Genomic DNA, 19,955 nt, shown 5'->3' on the forward strand with positions numbered 1-19,955 from the left:
TCGCTCGTGCGAGGGGGGAGTGGGCGCCGCCACGCCGCGTCTCCGTTGCAGACGGCAACCAACTGGATGTATGGTTGGTGTCTGCAAGCACCTGATGGACCGGGGGACCCGATGCCCACCACCCGCGACACCCGCGACCGGCTGACCGCCGGCCTCTCCCGACTGCTGCGCACCGGTCGCCACCTGGGTGGCCGCGCGGCCGACGTCCTCTACGGCGACCTGCCCTCCTACGGCTGGGCGCTGCTCGTCCCGCTCGAGCGGGACGGCGAGCAGCGCTGCAGCGCGCTGGCGGCCGCCGTGGACATCGACGTGTCGGTCGCCAGCCGGCAGGTGGCCGCGCTCGAGCGGGCCGGCTACGTGGAGCGCCGCCCCGACCCCCGTGACGGGCGGGCGAGCCTGCTGCGGCTCACCGACGCCGGCGCCGCCGCGCTGGCCACCACCCGGGCGCTGCGCAACGACTGGGCCGCCACGGCGCTGTCCGGCTGGGACGAGGTCGACGCCGTCCGCCTCTCCGAGCTCGTCGAGCGCCTCCTCGACGACCTGGAGGCCGCGCTGCGCGACCCCGGCCGCGCCGCGCCCGCCCCGGTGGCCTCGTGACCGCCCCGCCCGCCGGGAGCTCGTCCGGGGCCCCCGACCCGACCTCCGCCGCACCCGCACCGACCAGGAGAACCGTGACCAGCACCGTCGCCCCGCCGGCGTCCGTGGAACAGCAGGGCCGGATGAGCCACCGGCAGATCCTCGAGGCCCTCTCGGGGATGTTGCTGGCGATGTTCGTGGCGTTCCTGTCCTCGACCGTCGTCTCCAACGCCCTGCCGACGATCATCACCGACCTGCACGGCTCGCAGAGCCAGTACACCTGGGTGGTCACGGCCACCCTGCTCGCCTCCACCGCCTCGACGCCCATCTGGGGCAAGCTGGCCGACCTCTTCAGCAAGAAGCTGCTGATCCAGCTCTCGATCGTGGTCTTCATCGTCGGGTCGATGCTCGCCGGGCTCGCGCAGTCGGTGGAGACGCTCATCGCCTGGCGCGTCCTGCAGGGCCTGGGCCTCGGCGGCCTGCAGGCGCTGGTGCAGATCGCCATGGCCGCGATGATCAGCCCGCGTGAGCGGGGCCGGTACTCCGGCCTGCTGGGCGGCGTCATGGCGGTGGCCACCGTCGGCGGCCCGCTGCTGGGTGGCCTGCTCGTCGACACGAGCTGGCTGGGCTGGCGCTGGTGCTTCTACGTCGGCGTCCCGTTCGCGGCGGTCGCCCTCGTGCTGCTGCAGCGCACGCTGCACCTGCCCGTCACCAAGCGCGACGTGTCCATCGACTACCTGGGTGCGGCCTTCCTGACCGCGGGCGTCTCGGCGCTCCTCATCTGGGTCACGCTGGCCGGCAACACCTTCCCGTGGGCCTCGACGGAGACGGCGCTGTTCCTCGCCGGCGGGCTGCTGGCCGTGGTGGCCTTCCTGGTCACCGAGTCGCGTGCCAAGGAGCCGATCGTCCCGCTGCGGCTGTTCCGCGACCGCACCACCACGCTGGCGGTCATCGCCAGCGTCGCGATCGGCATCGCGATGTTCGGCGCGTCGGTCTTCCTCGGCCAGTACCTGCAGATCTCGCGGGGCTACTCGCCGACCGCGGCCGGCCTGCTCACCGTCCCGATGGTCGGCGGCCTGCTGATCTCCTCGACCGTGTCGGGCCAGCTGATCACCCGCTACGGCCGGTGGAAGCGGTTCCTCGTCGGCGGTTCGCTCGCCGTCGTCGCCGGTTTCGCCCTGCTGGCCACCATCGACCACGCCACCCCGATCCCGCTGCTGGGCGTCTTCCTCTTCGTCCTCGGCACCGGCATCGGCATGACCATGCAGAACCTGGTGCTCGCGGTGCAGAACACGGTCGCCGCTCAGGACCTGGGTGCGGCGAGCTCGGCGGTGGCCTTCTTCCGCAGCCTCGGCGGCACGATCGGTGTCTCGGTCCTCGGCGCCGTGCTCAGCGCCCGGGTGACCACGCTGATCACCGCCGGGCTGCCGGACGGCGCCACCGCGGCCGCCGGGTCGGGCAGCGTGGGGCTGGCCGACCTGGCCGACGCGCCGCCGGCCGTGCGGGAGCTCATCACCGTCTCCTACGGCGACGCGACCGGCCGGATCTTCCTGGTCGCGGCGATCGTCGCCGTCACCGCGGTCGTCGCGATCCTGTTCATCCGCGAGGTGGCCCTGAAGACCGAGAGCGGTGAGGAGCGGATGCGCTCCGAGGAGGCCGTGGACGCCGAGGAGGCCGCCCTCTCCCGCTGAGGCAGGTCCGAGCCGGCCGACGGGCCCGCACCCCCCGAGGGTGCGGGCCCGTCGGCGTCTCAGGACTCCAGGGCGGCGTCCAGGCTGATCTCGCCGACGCCCGCGAGGGCCTTGCTGACCGGGCAGCCGGCCTTGGCGGCCTGGGCGGCCTGCTCGAAGCCGGCGGCGTCCAGGCCCTCGACCTCGCCGCGCACGGTCAGGTGGATGCGCGTGATCGTCGGGGCGCCGTCCTTCTGGCCCAGCGTCACGTCGGCGCTGATCTCCAGCGACTGCGGCGTCCCGCCGGCCTTGCCGATCTCGCTGGACAGGGCCATCGCGAAGCACGAGGAGTGCGCGGCGGCGATGAGCTCCTCGGGGCTGGTGGTCCCGCCGGCCTCGTCGGCGGTCCGCTTCGGGAAGCTGACGTCGAAGGTCCCCGCCTTCGAGCTGGACAGCTCGACCTGGCCGGACCCCTCCTGCAGGGTGCCGTTCCAGGCCGTACGGGCGGTACGAGAGGGCATCGCTCCTCCATCGGGTCCGGCCGCCCGGTCCGGACGGCGCGTCCCGGGCCCTACCCGGCCGGTCGGGGCGCAACCGGGAGGGTCAGGAGACCGAGCGGCCCGGGGTGCCCACGCGCTCGATCAGCGTCTCGAGCTGGGTCTTCAGGGCGCCGAAGCCGTCGGCGTCCAACTGCAGCGCGCAGATCATGTCCTGGGAGATGGCCAGGCCGCGCTCGCGCAGGGCGCGGCCGGCGTCGGTCAGCGCGATGGCGACCGAACGCTCGTCCTCCACGCGGCGGTGCCGGCTCACCAGCCCCGCGCCGGTGAGGCGCTTGAGCAGGGGCGAGAGCGTGCCGCTGTCGAGGTTCAGCCGCGAGCCGAGCTGCCCGACGGTCTGGTTGTCCTCTTCCCAGAGCAGCATCATCACGAGGTACTGCGGATAGGTCAGCCCGATCTCGTCGAGCTGCGGCCGGTACCGCGCGGTCAGGGCGCGGGACGCGGCGTACAGCGCGAAGCACAGCTGGTCCTCGAGGAGGACGCTCGGGGCCGGCAGACGCGTCATGCGCCGGATCCTACGGCGCGACCGGCCCCTTCCTCCGGACGTGTGCCGGTGGATGCACGGTGAGCTGAGGTGTGGCTCACACTCCCCGGCGCAGGGGTGCGGGTCCTGGACGCAGGAGGGTTGAGTGGAACAGACTCAACCCTGAGTGCGTTGGACCGATCGAGCCGGCCGGGACCCCGGCCCCGACGCGAGAGGAAGCCCAGCCCCCGATGGCGCAGAGCAAGCTCACCACCCGTTCGCAGGAGGCGGTCACGGCCGCCCAGCGCCTGGCCGTCGACCGCGGGCAGGCCGCGCTGGAGCCCCTGCACCTGCTGGTCGCCCTCCTGGAGCAGTCCGACGGCATCGCGGGCCCGCTGCTGCAGGCCACCGGCGCCGACCCCGCCGACGTGCGCGCCAAGGCCGAGGCCGCCGTGCGCCGCCTGCCCAGCGTCAGCGGCGCCACCGTGCCCGCCCCCTCGCCGTCCCGCGAGTTCCTCCGCGTGCTCAACGTCGCCGGCGAGCAGGCGAGCGCCCTGGGCGACGAGTTCATCTCGACCGAGCACCTGCTCGTGGGCCTCGCCGGTTCCGACGGCGAGGCGGCCACCGTGCTCACCGGCGCGGGTGCCACCCGCGAGGCGCTGCTGGCCGCGTTCCGCACCGTCCGGGGCACCCGCAAGGTGACCACGCCGGACCCGGAGAGCACCTTCCAGGCGCTGGAGAAGTTCGCCGTCGACCTCACCGAGCGGGCCCGGGAGGGCAAGATCGACCCGGTCATCGGCCGGGACACCGAGATCCGCCGCGTGGTGCAGGTGCTGTCCCGGCGCACCAAGAACAACCCCGTCCTGATCGGCGAGCCCGGCGTCGGCAAGACCGCGATCGTCGAGGGCCTGGCCCAGCGCATCGTGGCCGGCGACGTCCCGGAGAGCCTCAAGGGCAAGCGGCTGATGGCGCTGGACCTGGGCGCGATGGTGGCCGGCGCCAAGTACCGCGGCGAGTTCGAGGAGCGGCTCAAGGCCGTCCTGCAGGAGATCACCGAGGCCGAGGGGCAGGTCGTCACCTTCATCGACGAGCTGCACACGATCGTGGGCGCGGGCGCCACCGGCGACTCCGCGATGGACGCCGGCAACATGATCAAGCCGATGCTGGCCCGGGGCGAGCTGCGGATGGTCGGTGCCACCACCCTCGACGAGTACCGCGAGCACATCGAGAAGGACCCGGCGCTGGAGCGCCGCTTCCAGCAGGTGCTGGTCGGCGAGCCGAGCGTCGAGGACACCATCGGCATCCTCCGCGGGCTCAAGGAGCGCTACGAGGTGCACCACGGAGTGCGCATCACCGACGCCGCCATCGTCGCCGCGGCCGCGCTGTCGGACCGGTACGTCACGGCCCGCTTCCTGCCCGACAAGGCGATCGACCTGGTCGACGAGGCGGCGAGCCGGCTGCGGATGGAGATCGACTCCCGCCCGGTCGAGGTCGACGAGGTCGAGCGGGCCGTGCGCCGGCTGGAGATCGAGGAGATGGCGCTGGCCAAGGAGGACGACCCCTCCTCGGTCGAGCGGCTGGCCGCGCTGCGCGAGGACCTCGCCGACCGGCGCCAGCAGCTGGACGAGCTGACCGCGCGCTGGCAGCAGGACAAGAGCGCCATCGTGCGCATCCAGCAGATCAAGGAGGAGCTGGAGCGGGTGCGCTCGGACGCCGAGCGGGCCGAGCGCGACGGCGACCTCGCGCACGTGGCGGAGCTGCGCTACGGGCGGATCCCGCAGCTGGAGAAGGCGCTCGCCGAGGCCGAGGAGTCGGTCGAGACGGGCGACTCCATGCTCAAGGAGGAGGTCGGCCCCGACGACATCGCCGAGGTCGTGCAAGCGTGGACCGGCATCCCCGCCGGGCGGCTGCTCGAGGGCGAGACCCAGAAGCTGCTGCGGATGGAGGACGAGCTCGCCCGGCGGGTCGTCGGCCAGCCGGACGCCGTGCGGGCCGTCTCCGACGCCGTCCGCCGGGCGCGCTCCGGCGTCGCCGACCCCGACCGGCCCACCGGCTCGTTCCTGTTCCTGGGCCCCACCGGCGTCGGCAAGACCGAGCTGGCCAAGGCGCTGGCGGAGTTCCTCTTCGACGACGAGCGCGCCATGGTCCGCATCGACATGAGCGAGTACTCCGAGAAGCACTCGGTGGCCCGCCTGGTCGGCGCCCCGCCCGGCTACGTCGGGTACGAGGCCGGCGGCCAGCTCACCGAGGCGGTCCGGCGGCGGCCCTACACCGTCGTCCTGCTCGACGAGGTGGAGAAGGCCCACCCGGACGTCTTCGACGTGCTGCTGCAGGTGCTGGACGACGGCCGGCTCACCGACGGCCAGGGCCGCACGGTCGACTTCCGCAACACCATCCTGATCCTGACGTCGAACCTGGGCTCGCAGCTGATCGCCGACCAGTCGGTGCCCGAGGAGCGGCGCCGGGAGGCGGTCATGGAGGTCGTCCGCGGGCACTTCAAGCCGGAGTTCCTCAACCGGCTGGACGACGTCGTGGTGTTCCGCGCGCTCGGCAGCGACGAGCTGACCGGCATCGTGGACATCCAGGTCGGCGTCCTCGCCCGCCGGCTGGCCGCCCGCCGGCTGACCCTCACGGTCACCGACGGGGCCCGCGAGTGGCTGGCGCTCAACGGGTTCGACCCGGTGTACGGCGCCCGGCCGCTGCGCCGGCTGGTGCAGTCGGCCATCGGCGACCAGCTCGCCCGGGCGCTGCTGGCCGGCGACATCCGCGACGGCGACCAGGTCGTGGTGGACGCGCCGGCGGACCTGTCGGTCGAGGGCCTCGACGTCCGCCGCGCCTGAGGCGGCGACGCGACCCGGGCCGGCCGGGGTGGCGCTACCCGTCGCCCCGGCCGGTCGTCGGTCATGATCGTGGCGACACCGGTGCGGAGCAGGGAGCGGACATGACGGCAGGGCAGGGTGGTCCCGACCAGCAGGGGTGGCAGCAGCCCCCGGCGCAGCCGGGCGGCCAGGGCTGGCAGCAGCCGCCGGCGTACCCCGGGCAGCAGCAGGGCCAGTACGGCTACCAGCCGGCGCCCTCCGCCGGGTGGGGCGCCCCGCCGCCACCCCCGATGGAGCGGCCGGTGACGGTCCGGGTGGGGATCGGCGCCTTCGTGGCGACGCTCGTCCTGGGGCTGATCGCCACGCTCGTGCAGTTCGCCGACACCGACGGCCTCGTCGACCAGCTGCGCGATGCCGACCCGTCGGTCACCGAGGACATCGCCCGCACCGCCCTCACCGTCGGCATCGTGATCGGCCTGCTGCTCGTCGCGCTGCAGGCGATGTTCATCTGGTTCGCCTGGCAGGGCCGCAACTGGGCGCGGATCGTGCTGTTCGTCCTGGGCGGCCTCGGGGTGCTCAGCGGTCTCGCGGCCTTCAGCGGCGCCGCCGGTGCCTCCACCGCCAACGGGTTCCTCACCTCGCTGTCGGTCTTCTCGCTGCTGCTCACGGCCGCCGGGGTCATCGCGCTCGCGCTGAAGCCGTCCTCGGAGTGGTACCGCCACGAGGGGGCCCGCCGGGCCGCCAGCCGGTGAGACCGGCGCCCGGGCGGCGACGTCCGGGCGCCGTGACCCAACCGTGATGAACCGATCAGGGCCCCCGGGGCGAAGGCCTGGTGTGACCACGCTCGAGCAGGCGCCCGCAGCCGCCCCCGACGCCGCTCCCCGCGGCCGCGGGGGCCGCGGGCTGCGCCGCCTGCTCGCGGCCCTGGCCGGGCTGCTGGCCGCGGCCGTCGCCCTCGGGGTCGCCCAGCTCGTGTCGGCCGCCACCGGCCCGTCCACCGCGCCCGTCGTGGCCGTCGGCGACACCGTGATCACGCTGGTGCCGGAGCCGGTCAAGCAGTTCGCCATCCGGACCTTCGGCGAGAACGACAAGATCGCCCTCGTCGTCGGGACGCTCGTCGTCGTCGCGCTCTACGCGCTGCTCGTGGGCCTGCTGTCACTGCGCTCGCGGACGGTCGGCGTCCTCGGCGTCGTGCTGTTCGGCGTCCTCGGGGCCCTGGCCGCGGCGACCAGGCCGGCCGCCGAGCGGCTGGCCTGGCTGCCCTCCACCGTCGGCGCCGTCGCCGGGGTCCTGGCCCTCCTCGTGCTGCTCCGCCCGCTGACCGGTCGGCCCGTGCTGCCCCGCTCGCGGCCCCCGGCGGACGCGACGGCGGCCGCGGCCCGGCACGTCCCGACCGGCGACGGCGCGACCGCCCAGGACCCCTCCGCCGTCGACCGCCTCCGCGCGGCCCTCGGCACGGCCGGCGACCGCAAGGGCCTGGACCGGCGCGGCTTCTTCCTCGCCTCCGGCGCCGCCCTCGGCGTCGCCGCGGCCACCGGCGGCGGCGGGTACCTGCTGCAGCGCCGCTTCGACGTCAGCGCCGCCCGCGCCGACCTCAGGCTGCCCGCGCCGGCCTCGCCCGCCGCACCGCTGCCCGCCGGCGCCGACCTCGCCGGGACCGTGGACGGCGTCACCCCGCTGATCACCCGCAACGCGGACTTCTACCGGATCGACACCGCGATCACCGTGCCGCAGATCCGGCCCGGCGACTACCGCCTGGAGCTGACCGGCTCCTTCGACGACCGCGCCACGTTCTCCCTCGAGGACCTCTACGGCCGCGACGACCTGATCGAGCGCGACGTCACCCTGACCTGCGTCTCCAACGAGGTCGGCGGCCGGCTCGCCGGCACGGCCCGCTGGCTGGGCGTCCCGCTGGGCGCCTTCCTCCGCGAGCACGGCATCTCCCCGGACTCCACGCAGCTGGTCTGCCGCTCCAGCGACGGGATGACCATCGGCGCCCCGACCCGGTCGGCGCTCGACGTCGAGGACGCGATGCTCGCCATCGGCATGAACGGCGAGCCGCTCCCCGTGGAGCACGGCTTCCCGGTGCGGATGGTCATCCCGGGCCTGTACGGCTACGTCTCGGCCTGCAAGTGGCTGGTCGGCATCGAGGCCACCACCTTCGACGCCTACGACGCCTACTGGGTGCAGCGCGGCTGGACGCAGCAGGGCCCGATCAGGGTCGCCTCCCGCATCGACACCCCTGCGCCGCTGCGCCGGTTCCCCGCCGGCCGGCTGCCCGTCGCCGGCGTCGCCTGGGCGCAGACCCGCGGGATCGCCGCCGTGGAGGTCCGGGTCGACGACGGCGACTGGCTGGCCGCCGACCTCGCCCCCGAGGTGGACGCCGACCTGTGGCGCCAGTGGGTCCTGCCCCACGACTTCGCCCCCGGCAGCTACCAGCTCACCGTCCGCGCGACCACCGCCGACGGCGAGACGCAGACCGCCGACCGCGCCACCCCGTTCCCCTCCGGGGCGACCGGGCTGCACTCGATCCGGGTGATCGCGACCTAGCCGTCGTCCGCCCCCGGACCCACCCCCGAGACCCGTCTCGGCCACCCGGCCGCAGACGCATCTCCCGACCCGTCCCCCGGGCCGGGGGAGCACCACCCGCCCCGCGGCGCCCGTGACCCCGGCGCCGCAACGGACAGAGATGGAGCACCTCGTGACGAGCACCCTGACCCGCGGCGTGATGCTGGCGGCCGCCTCGGCCCTGACGCTGAGCATGGCCGCCTGCGGCTCCGACGACTCGGACGACACCGCCGCCGACAGCGGGTCGTCGGGCAGCAGCAGCGCCGCGGACGAGAGCATGTCCAGCAGCGCGCCCTCCTCCGACCCGTCGATGTCCGAGGAGCCCTTCGGTGCCGGCTGCTCCGCCGTCCCGCCCGAGGGTGAGGGCAGCTTCACCGGGATGACCGACGACCCGGTGGCGACCGCCGCCGGCAACAACCCGGCCCTGTCGACGCTGGTCTCGGCCGTGACCGCGGCCAACCTCGGGGACGCCCTCAACACCGCCCAGGACATCACCGTCCTGGCCCCGGCGAACCCGGCCTTCGAGGCCGTCCCGGCCGACCAGCTCAACGCGGTCCTCGCCGACAGCGCCCAGCTCACCGCGATCCTGACCCACCACGTCATCGAGGGCCGGCTCGCGCCGGACGAGCTGGCGGGCACGCACACCACGCTCAACGGCGACCAGGTCACCATCGCCGGGTCGGGCGAGCAGTTCACCATCGACGGGACGGTCACCCAGGCCCAGGCCACGGTGATCTGCGGCAACGTGCAGACCGCCAACGCCACCGTGTACATCATCGACCAGGTGCTGGCGCCCGCCGCCGGCTGAGGCAGGCCCCCGCGGCCCCGCCGCGAGGCCGAGGACGGCGGCCCGGTTCCCCTCGGGGGCCGGGCCGCCGTGCTGCGTAGGGTCGGGCGCATGGAGAAGGCCGCCGCCAGCCACCCCGACCGGGACCGCCTGCTCGAGCTGATCGTCGAGCTCGCCGTCGTGCACGGGAGGGTCACGCTCTCCTCCGGCCGCGAGGCCGACTGGTACATCGACATGCGCCGGCTGACCCTCCACCACGAGGGCGCCCCGCTGGTCGGCCGCGTGATGCGCCAGCTCACCGCCGACCTGCGCTACGACGTCGTCGGCGGCCTGACGCTGGGCGCGGACCCGGTGGCGACGGCGATGCTGCACGCGGCGGCCCACGGCGAGGGGTTCCTCGACGCGTGCGTCGTCCGCAAGGCCGGCAAGGCGCACGGGCTGCAGCGGCGGATCGAGGGGCCGGACGTCAAGGGCCGCGCGGTGCTCGTCGTCGAGGACGTCTCCACCACCGGCGGCAGCCCGCTGACCGCCGTCGAGGCGCTGCGCGAGGCCGGCGCCGAGCCGGTCGCCGTCGCCGTCATCGTGGACCGCGGCGGCCGGGCCGCCGTGGAGGCCGCGGGGCTGGAGTACCGGTCCGCGTTCACCCTCGCCGACCTCGGCCTGGAGTAGTCGCGCGCAGGACCGCGCTCCTGCACCGTGCAGGAGCGCGGTCCCGCACGGCGGCCCGTCGTACGGTGTGTCCGTGACCACAGTGACGACGGCGTGGGCGGCCGAGCTGGCCGACGCGCTCGGCCCGGGCAGCGTGCTCACCGACCCCGACGTCACCGCCTCCTACGCCCGCGACCAGGCGATGCTGGCCGAGGCCGGCACCCCCGCCGCGGTCGTCTTCCCGCGGAGCACCGACGACGTGGTCGCGGTGATGCGGATCGCCTCCCGGCACGGGGTCCCCGTGGTGCCCCGCGGCGCCGGGTCGGGCCTGGCGGGGGCGAGCAACGCCGTCGACGGCGCGATCACGGTCGTGATGACCCGGATGGACGCCGTCCTGGAGGTGTCGCTCGCCGACCGCCTCGTCGTCGTCCAGCCCGGCGTGGTCAACAAGCAGCTGCGCGACGCCGTCGCCGGGCACGGGCTGTTCTACCCGCCGGACCCCTCCAGCTACGACTGGTGCACGATCGGCGGGAACCTCTCCACCAACTCCGGCGGGCTGTGCTGCGTCAAGTACGGCGTCACCACCGACTACGTGCTGGGCCTGGAGGTCGTGCTCGCCGACGGGCGGGTGCTGCGGACCGGCCGGCGCACGGTCAAGGGCGTGGCCGGCTACGACCTCGCCCGGCTGTTCGTGGGCTCGGAGGGCACCCTCGGCGTGATCACCGAGGCGACGCTGGCGCTGCGCCCGGCGCCGCAGCGGCCGGTCACCCTCGCCGCCACCTTCGCCACCACCGCGCAGACCGGCCAGGTCGTCGAGCGGGTGGTCACCTCCGGGCTCGTCCCCAGCCTGCTCGAGGTCATGGACAACACCTGCATCTGCGCCGTCGACGACCTGCTGCACGCCGACCTCGACCGCGGCGCGCACGCGCTGCTGGTCGCCCAGTCCGACACCGGGGGTGCCGCGGCCCTGGCCGAGATCGAGGCCCTGGCCCAGCTCTGCCGGGAGGCCGGCGCCGACCTCGTGCACACCACCGAGGACCCGGCGGAGGGCGACCTGCTGCTGGCCGCGCGGCGGATGGCGCTGCCGGCGCTGGAGCAGCTGGGCAGCACGCTCATCGACGACGTCGCCGTCCCGCGCTCGGCGATCGCCGGCTTCCTCGACGGCTGCGACGCCATCGCCGCCCGGCGGCAGCTGACCATCGGCGTGGTCGGGCACGCCGGCGACGGCAACATGCACCCGACCATCTGCTTCGACCCCGCCGACGCCGGCCAGCGCGAGCGGGCGTTCGCGGCCTTCGACGACATCCTCGAGCTGGGCCTGTCCCTCGGCGGCACGATCACCGGCGAGCACGGCGTCGGCGCGCTCAAGGTCGACTGGCTGGAGCGCGAGATCGGCCCCGTGTCGCTGGAGGTGCACCGGTCGATCAAGGACGCGCTGGACCCGGCGGGCCTGCTCAACCCCGGCAAGGTGCTGCGCCGCCTGACACCCTGAGGCCCATGAGCCGAGACCGGTTGCTCGTCATCGGCGGGGACGCCGCCGGCATGTCCGCCGCGTCCCAGGCCCGCCGGCTGCGCCCCGACGACCTGGACATCACCGTCCTCGAGCAGGGCCCGGACGTCTCCTACTCCGCCTGCGGCATCCCCTACTGGGTGGGCGACGTCGTCCCCGACCGCGACCGGCTCATCGCCCGCACCCCGCACGAGTTCGCCGCCCGCGACATCGACGTCCGCACCGGCACCCGCGCCGAGGGGATCGACCTGGCCGCCGGGACGGTGCGCACGAGCACTGGCGAGACGCTCGGCTACGACCGGCTGGTCGTGGCCACCGGGGGGCGGCCGGCCCGCCCGCCGGTCCCGGGCCTGGACGCCGACGGGGTGCACGGGGTCCACCGGCTCGCCGACGGCGCCGACATCCGCGCCGCGATCGCCGCCGGGGCGCGGCGGGCCGTCGTCCTCGGCGGCGGCTACATCGGGCTGGAGATGGCCGAGGTGCTGCACGGCCGTGGCCTGGCGGTCACCGTGGTCCTCGCCGACCCGCTGCCGATGGCGCAGCTCGACGAGGACCTGGGGGAGCGGGTCTGCGCGGCGATGGGGGACATGGGCATCGACGTCCACCCCGGCGAGCCGGTGCGCGAGATCGAGGCCGACGCCGACGGCGTCGTCCGCGCCGTGCGCACCGACGGCGGCTGCCACCCGGCCGACCTCGTCGTCCTCGGGCTGGGCATGGGGCCGGAGGTGGCGCTCGCGGCGGACGCCGGCCTGCAGCTGGGCAGCACCGGGGCGATCGAGGTCGACCGCACCCAGCGCAGCCTCTCCCACCCGGAGGTGTCCGCCGCCGGCGACTGCTCCCAGACGTTCTCCCGCATCACCGGGGAGGCGGTGCACGTCGCGCTGGGCACGCACGCCAACAAGCAGGGCCGGGTGGCGGGCTCGGTCATCGCCGGGACGCCGGCCCGCTTCGCCGGCGTCCTCGGGACGGCGCTGACCAAGGTGGGCGACACCGAGGTGGCGCTCACCGGGCTGAGCACGCAGCACGCCCGGGAGGCCGGCTACGACCCGCGGGTGGAGACCATCGAGGCCACCACCCGGGCCGGCTACTACCCGGGCGCCGAGGACATCACGGTGCGGCTGATCAGCGAGCGCGGCTCCGGGCTGCTGCTGGGCGCGCAGATCGTCGGCGGCCCGGGCAGCGGCAAGCGGATCGACGTCTTCGCCACCGCCATCTGGGCCGGGCTGACCGCCGAGGAGCTGGCCGGCTCCGACCTCTCCTACGCGCCGCCGTTCTCGCCGACCTACGACCCCGTGCTGGTCGCCGCGCGGGTGTCCAGCCGCCTCGAACTGGGGTGAGGGAGGGCCCGCGGACGCGGGGCCCTGCAGCGGGGCCGCGGATCAGCGGGATACTGACCCGCGACGACTGCGCAGCCGCCGACGACAGGAGTGCCCCGCATGCCCATCGCGACCCCTGAGGTCTACGCCGACATGATCAGCCGGGCCAAGGAGGGCGGCTTCGCCTACCCCGCGATCAACTGCACGTCCTCGGAGACGATCAACGCGGCGCTGCGCGGGTTCGCCGACGCCGGCAGCGACGGGATCATCCAGTTCTCCACCGGCGGTGCCGAGTTCGGCTCGGGGACCAAGGTCAAGGACATGGTCACCGGTGCGGTGGCGCTGGCCGAGTTCGCGCACGTGGTCGCCGAGCGGTACCCGGTCAACGTCGCGCTGCACACCGACCACTGCCCGAAGGAGAAGCTGGACTCCTACGTGCGGCCGCTGATCGCGCTCTCGCAGGACCGCGTCGACGCCGGCCAGGCGCCGCTGTTCCAGTCGCACATGTGGGACGGCTCCGCGGTCGAGCTGAACGAGAACCTGCAGATCGCCGAGGAGCTCATCGCCAAGTGCGCCGCGGCGAAGATCGTGCTGGAGATCGAGATCGGCGTCGTCGGTGGCGAGGAGGACGGCGTCGCCCACGACATCAACGAGAAGCTCTACACCGCCCCCGGTGACTTCGTGGCCACGGCGAAGGCGCTGGGCCTGGGCGAGAAGGGCGTCTACCTGCTGGCCGCGACGTTCGGCAACGTGCACGGCGTCTACAAGCCCGGCAACGTCAAGCTGCGCCCGGAGATCCTCAAGGAGGGCCAGGACGTCGTCAGCGCCGAGCTGGGCCTGCCCGAGGGCAGCAAGCCGTTCAACTTCGTCTTCCACGGCGGCTCGGGCTCGCTGCAGTCGGAGATCCGCGAGGCGCTGTCCTACGGCGTGGTGAAGATGAACGTCGACACCGACACCCAGTACGCCTTCACCCGCCCCGTCGCCGGGCACATGTTCAGCAACTACGACGGCGTGCTGAAGGTCGACGGCGAGGTCGGCAACAAGAAGACCTACGACCCGCGCAGCTACCTCAAGGCCGCCGAGGCGGGCATGGCCGCCCGCGTCGTCGAGGCCTGCGAGGACCTGCTGTCGGCCGGCCAGTCCCCGAACGCATGACGCACGCCCACCACAACCTGCTCGGCGAGCCGCCGGCCACGCTGCTGCCGGCCGACCCCGAGGCCGAGGGCGAGCTCGCCGAGGGGCTGCCGGCGGCCGAGGTCGCCGCGCACCACCCGACGCACAGCGGTGCCTGGGCGGCGCTGGCCGAGGAGGCGATCGACGGCGGCCGGGTGATCGAGGCCTACGCCTACGCCCGCACCGGCTACCACCGCGGGCTGGACGCGCTGCGCCGCAACGGCTGGAAGGGCTACGGCCCGGTGCCGTGGACGCACGAGCCCAACCGCGGGTTCCTGCGCTGCGTGACGGTGCTGGCGCGGGCCGCCGAGGCGATCGGCGAGACCGCCGAGCAGGAGCGCTGCACCCAGCTGCTGCGCGACTGCGACCCGTCGCTGGCTCCCTGACGGTCACTCTCGGTCATCTCAGCAGGCGGAACGGCCGGTCCGCGATCACACTGCGTCTCCCGAGGTGTCGCCCGGCACCCCGTCGTGAGAGGAGTGGGTCATGGCAACGCTGCTCTGGATCCTCGCCGTCGTCCTGGTGGTCGCCGGCATCGTGGCGATCGTCCGTCGCCAGCTGCTGTGGGGCATCGTCCTGATCGTCGTCGGCCTGCTGGTCGGCCCCGGCGGGGTGAGCGTCTTCAACGTCTGACCGGGCCCTCCCGGCGGGACCGATCGGTCCCGCCGGGAGGGCGTGCGCGGCCGGGACGGGTCAACGGTCGAGCTCGGGGTAGGTGCGCTCGATCGTCGCCGTCAGCGCGGTGAGCTCGTCGTCGCCGGCCATGATGCGGGTCAGGCCGTCGGAGTCGACGTCCTCCCGGGTGAGGTTGCCAGCCACCTGCCCGCTGGCCAGCAGCAGGAACCGGTCGCCGATGAGGTGGGCGTAGCGCGGGTTCGCGGTGACGACGACGACCGCCAGCCCGCGGGCCCGCGCCGCCAGCAGGGCCTGGCCGGCCTGGGTGGCGCCGGCGAGGCTGCGCGGCGCGGTGGGCTCGTCCACAACCAGGGCGCGGCTGCCGAAGTGCAGGGCCCGGGCGATCGCCAGGCTCTGCCGCTCGCCGGTCCGCAGGGCGCTCGCCGGCTGGTCGGGGTCGACGTCGCCCATCCCGACCTCCTGCAGCGCCCGGACGGCGGTCGCGCGCGCCGCGGCGAGGTCCAGGCGGCGCAGCGGCCACGGGCCGGTGGTCGGCTCCGCGCCGAGGGTGACGTTGCGCCACAGCGACAGCAGCGGGGCGACGGCGAGGTCGTTCCAGACGGTCGCGATGCCGGCGGCGCGGGCGTCGCGGGGCGAGCGGAACCGCGCGGGCCGCCCGTCGAGCAGGACCTCGCCCTCCTCCGGCCGGGTCAGCCCGGACAGCACCGAGACCAGCGTCGACTTGCCCGACCCGTTCTCGCCCAGGACGCAGGTGATGGTCCCGGCCGCGAACGCCGCGCCGACCCGCGACAGGACGGCCTCGCTGCCGTGCCGCACGGTCACCCGGCGCAGCTCCAGCGCGGGACCGAGGACGGCGGCGTCGGCGGCGGTCACGACCGGGGCACCGCCCGCAGCCGGGCGCGCACCGCACCGTTGGCCAGCAGCGCGACGAGCAGCAGCACGCCCAGGAAGGCCTGGAACCACAACGGGTCCCAGCCGGCCAGGGTGACCCCGAACTCGACGACGGCGTAGAGCAGCGCCCCCGCGGCGGTGCCGACGGCCGAGCCGTAGCCACCGGTGAGCAGGCACCCGCCGATGACCGCGGCGACGAGGAACTCGATGGCCGGCATGAGGCTGGCGGTGCCCTCCACGCTGCCGATCCGGACCAGCGCGAGCGTGCCGACCAGCCAGCCGGCGGCCGCGGTGCAGCAGAACATCGTCAGGGTGGTCCGGCGCACCGGCACCCCGAGCTCGCGGGCGGCGTGCCGGACCCCGCCGGTGGCGAGCAGCCCGTTGCCGAACCGGGTCCGCCACAGCACCCAGGCGGCCCACGCGGTGAGCACGAGCCACCAGACGACCGAGACGTGGAACAGGCCCTCGCCCCACTGCACGGTGGCGTCGAACAGTGCCCGCGCCGACGTCCAGCCCGCCGCGTCCGGCAGGCCCTGGATCACCGTGGTGCCCGTGAGGGCCCGGGTGAGGGCCAGCGCGGCCCCCTGGAGCACCAGGTGGGCGGCGAGGGTGACCAGGAAGCTGGGCAGCCCCGTCCGGACCACCAGCCAGCCGTTGAGCAGCCCCACGGCCAGCGAGCCGGCCAGGGAGGCGCCCAGGGCGGGCCAGATGCCCCAGCCGGCCTCGGTGACCAGCAGGCCGGTCCCCAGCGCGCTGGCCACCGCGACCATCCCGATGGACAGGTCGACGTGCCCGGCGACGAGCAGCATCCCGACCGCGAGCGCGCCGATGCCCAGCAGCGCCGCGCTGTCCAACACGCCGGCGATCCCGGCCGCGGTCAGCAGCCCGGGCGCCTCGATCGCGAAGAACACCGAGGCGACGAGCAGCCCCACCCAGGCGGCGGTGCTCGGGCGGGCCAGCGGCCGGGCGGGCAGGCGGCGACCCGGGCGCCCGGGCACCAGGGCGGGACCGGACAGCGGGCGCGCGGTCACGGGCGCCGGGGGCGGGACGACGGCAGCGGGGGCCTCCTGCGGACGAGCGGGCGGCTCCCAGTGTCTACGAGACCCGCCGTCCGCGTGCGCCGGGCACCGGCGGGGCGCTCACGGCTGCAGGCGCCAGCGGACGCGGTCGTCGGCGTACCAGGTCCAGCGGCTCACCGGGCGTGGGTGGGCGACGCCGTCGCGGGTGACGTGGGCGGGGTCACATGCGATCTGCAGGGCCCGGCCGCGCGAGAGCCGCGGCGGGCGCAGCGGCGCCACCGTGACCACGACGCGCAGGGTGTCCACGGCCTGCCAGTCGGGGCGCGCGGTGATGCGGGTGACCATCCCGTCGGCGACCTTCGCGTCGTCGTGGTGGGCCTGGGCCCCCAGCCGCCGCGACAGCAGCGGCCGTCGGCTGCCGTCGGCCGCGGGCTCCACGCGCCCGGAGTGCAGCAGCACCCCGCCGTGGTCGTCGCGGACCAGCGTCATCTCGCGCGCCGGCCCGCCGTCCCCGATGCCCAGGTCACGCGCCAGGCCGGTGGAGAGCTTGTCGCCGGCCGGCTCCCAGGAGACGACGACGGCGGCGGTCCGGGCGGCGCGGTGCAGCTCCGCGAGCACCCCCGCCAGCGCCGGGACCGGGCCGCGGACCAGCACGGACGGGCCCGCGACGGCCGCCGCGACGGCGTCCCGGGGAGGGGCCTGGTCGGGGGACAGGCCGCGCAGGTCCACGTCGACGTCGGGCATGCGATTACCCTGCCACCTGGCAGGCCGGTGATCACCGGTGTCGATGCGCGAGGGGATCTGACGAGCGATGCCGGCTGTCGTGCTGATCGGTGCCCAGTGGGGCGACGAGGGCAAGGGCAAGGCGACCGACCTCCTCGGTGGCCGGGTGCCCTACGTGGTCCGCTACCAGGGCGGGAACAACGCCGGGCACACGGTGATCACCCCGGACGGTGAGCGGTACGCGCTGCACCTGATCCCGTCGGGGATCCTGACCCCCGGCTGCACGCCGGTCATCGGCAACGGCGTGGTGGTGGACCCCGAGGTCCTCATCCGCGAGCTGACCGGGCTGGAGGAGCGGGGCGTCGACACGTCGCGGCTGGTGATCTCCGCCGACGCGCACTTGATCATGCCCCACCACCGAGCACTGGACAAGGTGACCGAGCGCTTCCTGGGCAAGCGGAAGATCGGCACCACCGGCCGCGGGATCGGCCCCGCGTACGGGGACAAGGTGGCCCGCACCGGCATCCGCGTGGCCGACCTGCTCGACCTGTCGATCCTGCGGCAGAAGCTCGAGGGCACGCTCCAGGAGAAGAACCAGGTCCTGGTCAAGGTCTACAACCGCAAGGCGATCGACGTCGACGAGGTCGTGGAGGAGTACGCGGGCTACGCGGAGCTGCTCAAGGGCCGCATCGCCGACACCCGGCTGATGCTGGGCAACGCCCTCGACGCCGGCGAGTGGGTGCTGCTGGAGGGGTCGCAGGGCACGCTGCTCGACGTCGACCACGGCACGTACCCGTTCGTGACGTCGTCCAACCCGACCGCCGGCGGCGCCGCGGTGGGCAGCGGCATCGGCCCCACCCGCATCGAGCGGGTGGTCGGGATCCTCAAGGCCTACACGACCCGCGTCGGGTCCGGCCCGTTCCCGACCGAGCTGCACGACGCCAACGGCGAGTACCTGCGCAAGCACGGCGGCGAGGTCGGCGTCACGACCGGCCGGGACCGCCGGTGCGGCTGGTTCGACGCGGTCATCGCCCGCTACGCGAGCCGGGTCAACGGCATCACCGACTACTTCCTCACCAAGCTCGACGTCCTCTCCGGCCTGGAGACGGTGCCGATCTGCGTGGCCTACGACATCGACGGCGTGCGGCACGACGAGATGCCGATGACGCAGACCGACTTCCACCACGCCACGCCGGTCTACGAGGAGATGCCCGGCTGGTTCGAGGACATCCGGCACTGCCGGTCCTTCGACGAGCTGCCGGCGAACGCGCAGGCCTACGTGCGGCGGCTGGAGGAGCTGTCGGGTGCCCGGGTGAGCGTGATCGGCGTGGGCCCGGGGCGCGAGGAGAACGTGGTCCTGCGCGACCTCATCTGAGGTCGCCGGGGAGGGCTCAGCGCCGGCCGGGGACGGCGGCCGGCCGCGGTGCCGGCCGGGTGCCCGCCGGGTCGCACAGCTCCCGGCGCACGGCGACGGCGATCTCCGGGGAGTCGGTGATCACGCCGTCGACCCCGAGGCCCATCAGCAGCCGGGCCTCGCCGGCGGCGTCGCCGGTCGCGGCCGGGTCGTCGCCGACGTGCAGGTGGCGGGGGAGGAACAGGTTCTCCGCCCGCAGGGTCCACGGGAGGACCGCGAGCCCGGCCCGGTGCGCCCGGGTGACCAGGTCGGTGACGCCGGTCAGGTTGCCGTCGGCGTCGCGCGGCAGGATCCGGTGCCGGCTCGGCGCGATGCCCTGCGCGTAGGTGGAGATCCCGCGCAGCCCGGCGTTGGTGAGCAGCCCGTCGTCCTCGGGCACGTCGTCGACGAGCTGGTAGATCGTCGGGCCGTCGTCGCCGAGCCGGGCGCGCAGGTCCTGCAGGCCGGCGGCGTCGAAGGACTGGACGACGACCGTGCCGTCGGGGGAGACCGCGTCGAGCCGGCGGAGCTCCGCGGCGACCAGCTCGGTCATCGGCAGGCCGTGCTCGGCGGACCAGGTGGGCTTCTTCAGCTCGGCGAGCACGCGGACCGGCCGGGTCGGCGTCGACCGGCGCCGGGCGATCGCGACCACCTCGGCGAGGGTGAGGATCCCGAACCGGCGGTCGTAGGCGGTGTTCATGGGGCGCATGTCGGGCATGCGCTCCATGGCGCGCAGCATCCGGATCTCGGCGAGGGTGAGGTCCTCGGCGAACCAGCCGGTGCGCTCCTTGTCCCCGACCAGCCGGGTGGTGCGCCGGTCGGCGAACTCGGGGCGGACGGAGATGTCGGTGGTGCGGGACAGCTCGTTCTCGTGCCGGACGACGAGGGCGCCGTCCCGGGTGACGACGACGTCGGGCTCGATCAGGTCGGCGCCGAGGTCGATCGCGAGCTCGTAGCTGGCCGCCGTGTGCTCCGGGCGGTAGGCCGGGGCGCCGCGGTGGCCGACGATCACGGGACGGGGGAGGCGGGTCACAGGACTCGTCGCCTGCGACACGGTCGCGCGCATGTCCCCAGGACACCCCAGACAGGTGGCCGGGCGGCGAACGCGGCACGGCGTTTCCTGCACGTCTCGGCGTCCGCGCAGGTCGGGCGTGCACCACCGGGATGCGTGTGACGGATGTCGCGCCCGCCGCCGCGGCGGTAAAC

General features: G+C 74.7%; 19 protein-coding genes. 13 read left to right on the top strand and 6 right to left on the bottom strand.

Annotation, left to right across the window (positions count from 1 at the left end; genetic code table 11):
* Positions 1-111 precede the first annotated feature (111 nt).
* Positions 112-597 carry a MarR family winged helix-turn-helix transcriptional regulator gene (locus tag ACI781_RS15115; protein ID WP_456566938.1) on the top strand — a complete coding sequence of 162 codons (486 nt, stop codon included), beginning with the start codon at positions 112-114 and terminating at the stop codon, positions 595-597.
* A 74-nt stretch (positions 598-671) separates the two neighbouring features.
* Positions 672-2,267 (top strand): MFS transporter, encoded by a 1,596-nt coding sequence (locus tag ACI781_RS15120; protein WP_456566939.1) that lies wholly within the window; start codon positions 672-674, stop codon positions 2,265-2,267.
* A gap of 59 nt (positions 2,268-2,326) precedes the next feature.
* Here the strand turns inward: ACI781_RS15120 and ACI781_RS15125 are convergent, their stop codons facing one another.
* Both ACI781_RS15125 and ACI781_RS15130 read right to left on the bottom strand, forming a co-directional pair.
* Entirely contained in the window at positions 2,327-2,767 is a 441-nt protein-coding gene (locus ACI781_RS15125; protein WP_456566940.1) for an OsmC family peroxiredoxin, read from the bottom strand.
* Between the two features lie 82 nt (positions 2,768-2,849).
* The gene (locus ACI781_RS15130) at positions 2,850-3,308 is read right to left on the bottom strand and encodes a MarR family winged helix-turn-helix transcriptional regulator (RefSeq protein WP_456566941.1); all 459 of its coding nucleotides are present in this window, start codon (positions 3,306-3,308) and stop codon (positions 2,850-2,852) included.
* A 209-nt stretch (positions 3,309-3,517) separates the two neighbouring features.
* On the opposite strand from ACI781_RS15130, the gene clpB reads away from it, so the two are divergent.
* The 10 genes from clpB to ACI781_RS15180 all read left to right on the top strand — a co-directional run bounded on the left by clpB (position 3,518) and on the right by ACI781_RS15180 (position 14,720).
* A complete protein-coding gene (gene clpB, locus ACI781_RS15135; protein WP_456566942.1) occupies positions 3,518-6,106 on the top strand; it encodes an ATP-dependent chaperone ClpB in 2,589 nt (862 codons plus the stop codon).
* A 101-nt stretch (positions 6,107-6,207) separates the two neighbouring features.
* Entirely contained in the window at positions 6,208-6,837 is a 630-nt protein-coding gene (locus ACI781_RS15140) for a hypothetical protein (protein WP_456566943.1), read from the top strand.
* An 82-nt stretch (positions 6,838-6,919) separates the two neighbouring features.
* The gene (locus ACI781_RS15145; RefSeq protein WP_456566944.1) at positions 6,920-8,635 is read left to right on the top strand and encodes a molybdopterin-dependent oxidoreductase; all 1,716 of its coding nucleotides are present in this window, start codon (positions 6,920-6,922) and stop codon (positions 8,633-8,635) included.
* Positions 8,636-8,786: 151 nt separating this feature from the next.
* Positions 8,787-9,461, top strand: a complete 675-nt coding sequence (locus tag ACI781_RS15150) for a fasciclin domain-containing protein (protein WP_456566945.1) — start codon at positions 8,787-8,789, stop codon at positions 9,459-9,461.
* A 90-nt stretch (positions 9,462-9,551) separates the two neighbouring features.
* The gene (gene pyrE / locus ACI781_RS15155) at positions 9,552-10,109 is read left to right on the top strand and encodes an orotate phosphoribosyltransferase (protein WP_456566946.1); all 558 of its coding nucleotides are present in this window, start codon (positions 9,552-9,554) and stop codon (positions 10,107-10,109) included.
* A gap of 73 nt (positions 10,110-10,182) precedes the next feature.
* Entirely contained in the window at positions 10,183-11,580 is a 1,398-nt protein-coding gene (locus ACI781_RS15160; protein WP_456566947.1) for an FAD-binding oxidoreductase, read from the top strand.
* Positions 11,581-11,585: 5 nt separating this feature from the next.
* Positions 11,586-12,935 (top strand): FAD-dependent oxidoreductase, encoded by a 1,350-nt coding sequence (locus tag ACI781_RS15165; protein WP_456566948.1) that lies wholly within the window; start codon positions 11,586-11,588, stop codon positions 12,933-12,935.
* A gap of 99 nt (positions 12,936-13,034) precedes the next feature.
* Positions 13,035-14,069 carry a class II fructose-bisphosphate aldolase gene (fbaA, locus tag ACI781_RS15170; protein WP_456566949.1) on the top strand — a complete coding sequence of 345 codons (1,035 nt, stop codon included), beginning with the start codon at positions 13,035-13,037 and terminating at the stop codon, positions 14,067-14,069.
* On the top strand, positions 14,066-14,473 hold the full coding sequence (locus tag ACI781_RS15175; protein WP_456566950.1) for a DUF3151 domain-containing protein: 408 nt from the start codon (positions 14,066-14,068) through the stop codon (positions 14,471-14,473). Before fbaA ends, ACI781_RS15175 begins: the two co-directional genes overlap by 4 nt.
* Positions 14,474-14,573: 100 nt before the next feature.
* Positions 14,574-14,720 carry a GPGG-motif small membrane protein gene (locus ACI781_RS15180; protein ID WP_456566951.1) on the top strand — a complete coding sequence of 49 codons (147 nt, stop codon included), beginning with the start codon at positions 14,574-14,576 and terminating at the stop codon, positions 14,718-14,720.
* Positions 14,721-14,780: 60 nt separating this feature from the next.
* On the opposite strand, the gene ACI781_RS15185 is transcribed toward ACI781_RS15180, so the two are convergent.
* From ACI781_RS15185 to ACI781_RS15195, 3 genes are all read right to left on the bottom strand, one after another.
* Positions 14,781-15,596 (bottom strand): ATP-binding cassette domain-containing protein, encoded by an 816-nt coding sequence (locus ACI781_RS15185; protein WP_456566952.1) that lies wholly within the window; start codon positions 15,594-15,596, stop codon positions 14,781-14,783.
* Complete coding sequence (locus tag ACI781_RS15190; RefSeq protein ID WP_456566953.1) at positions 15,593-16,645, bottom strand: ABC transporter permease; 1,053 nt, start codon at positions 16,643-16,645, stop codon at positions 15,593-15,595. Before ACI781_RS15190 ends, ACI781_RS15185 begins: the two co-directional genes overlap by 4 nt.
* Before the next feature lie 108 nt (positions 16,646-16,753).
* Positions 16,754-17,377: a hypothetical protein gene (locus ACI781_RS15195; protein WP_456566954.1), complete on the bottom strand. Its 624-nt coding sequence runs from the start codon at positions 17,375-17,377 to the stop codon at positions 16,754-16,756.
* 67 nt (positions 17,378-17,444) lie between these two features.
* Here ACI781_RS15195 and ACI781_RS15200 point away from each other — a divergent pair, with 67 nt between their 5' ends.
* Positions 17,445-18,731 carry an adenylosuccinate synthase gene (locus tag ACI781_RS15200; RefSeq protein WP_456566955.1) on the top strand — a complete coding sequence of 429 codons (1,287 nt, stop codon included), beginning with the start codon at positions 17,445-17,447 and terminating at the stop codon, positions 18,729-18,731.
* Positions 18,732-18,747: 16 nt separating this feature from the next.
* Here ACI781_RS15200 and ACI781_RS15205 read toward each other — a convergent pair whose 3' ends face one another.
* Entirely contained in the window at positions 18,748-19,815 is a 1,068-nt protein-coding gene (locus ACI781_RS15205; RefSeq protein WP_456566956.1) for a glycerophosphodiester phosphodiesterase family protein, read from the bottom strand.
* Positions 19,816-19,955 lie beyond the last annotated feature (140 nt).

It is taken from the genome of Blastococcus sp. SYSU D00695, from assembly GCF_054050555.1.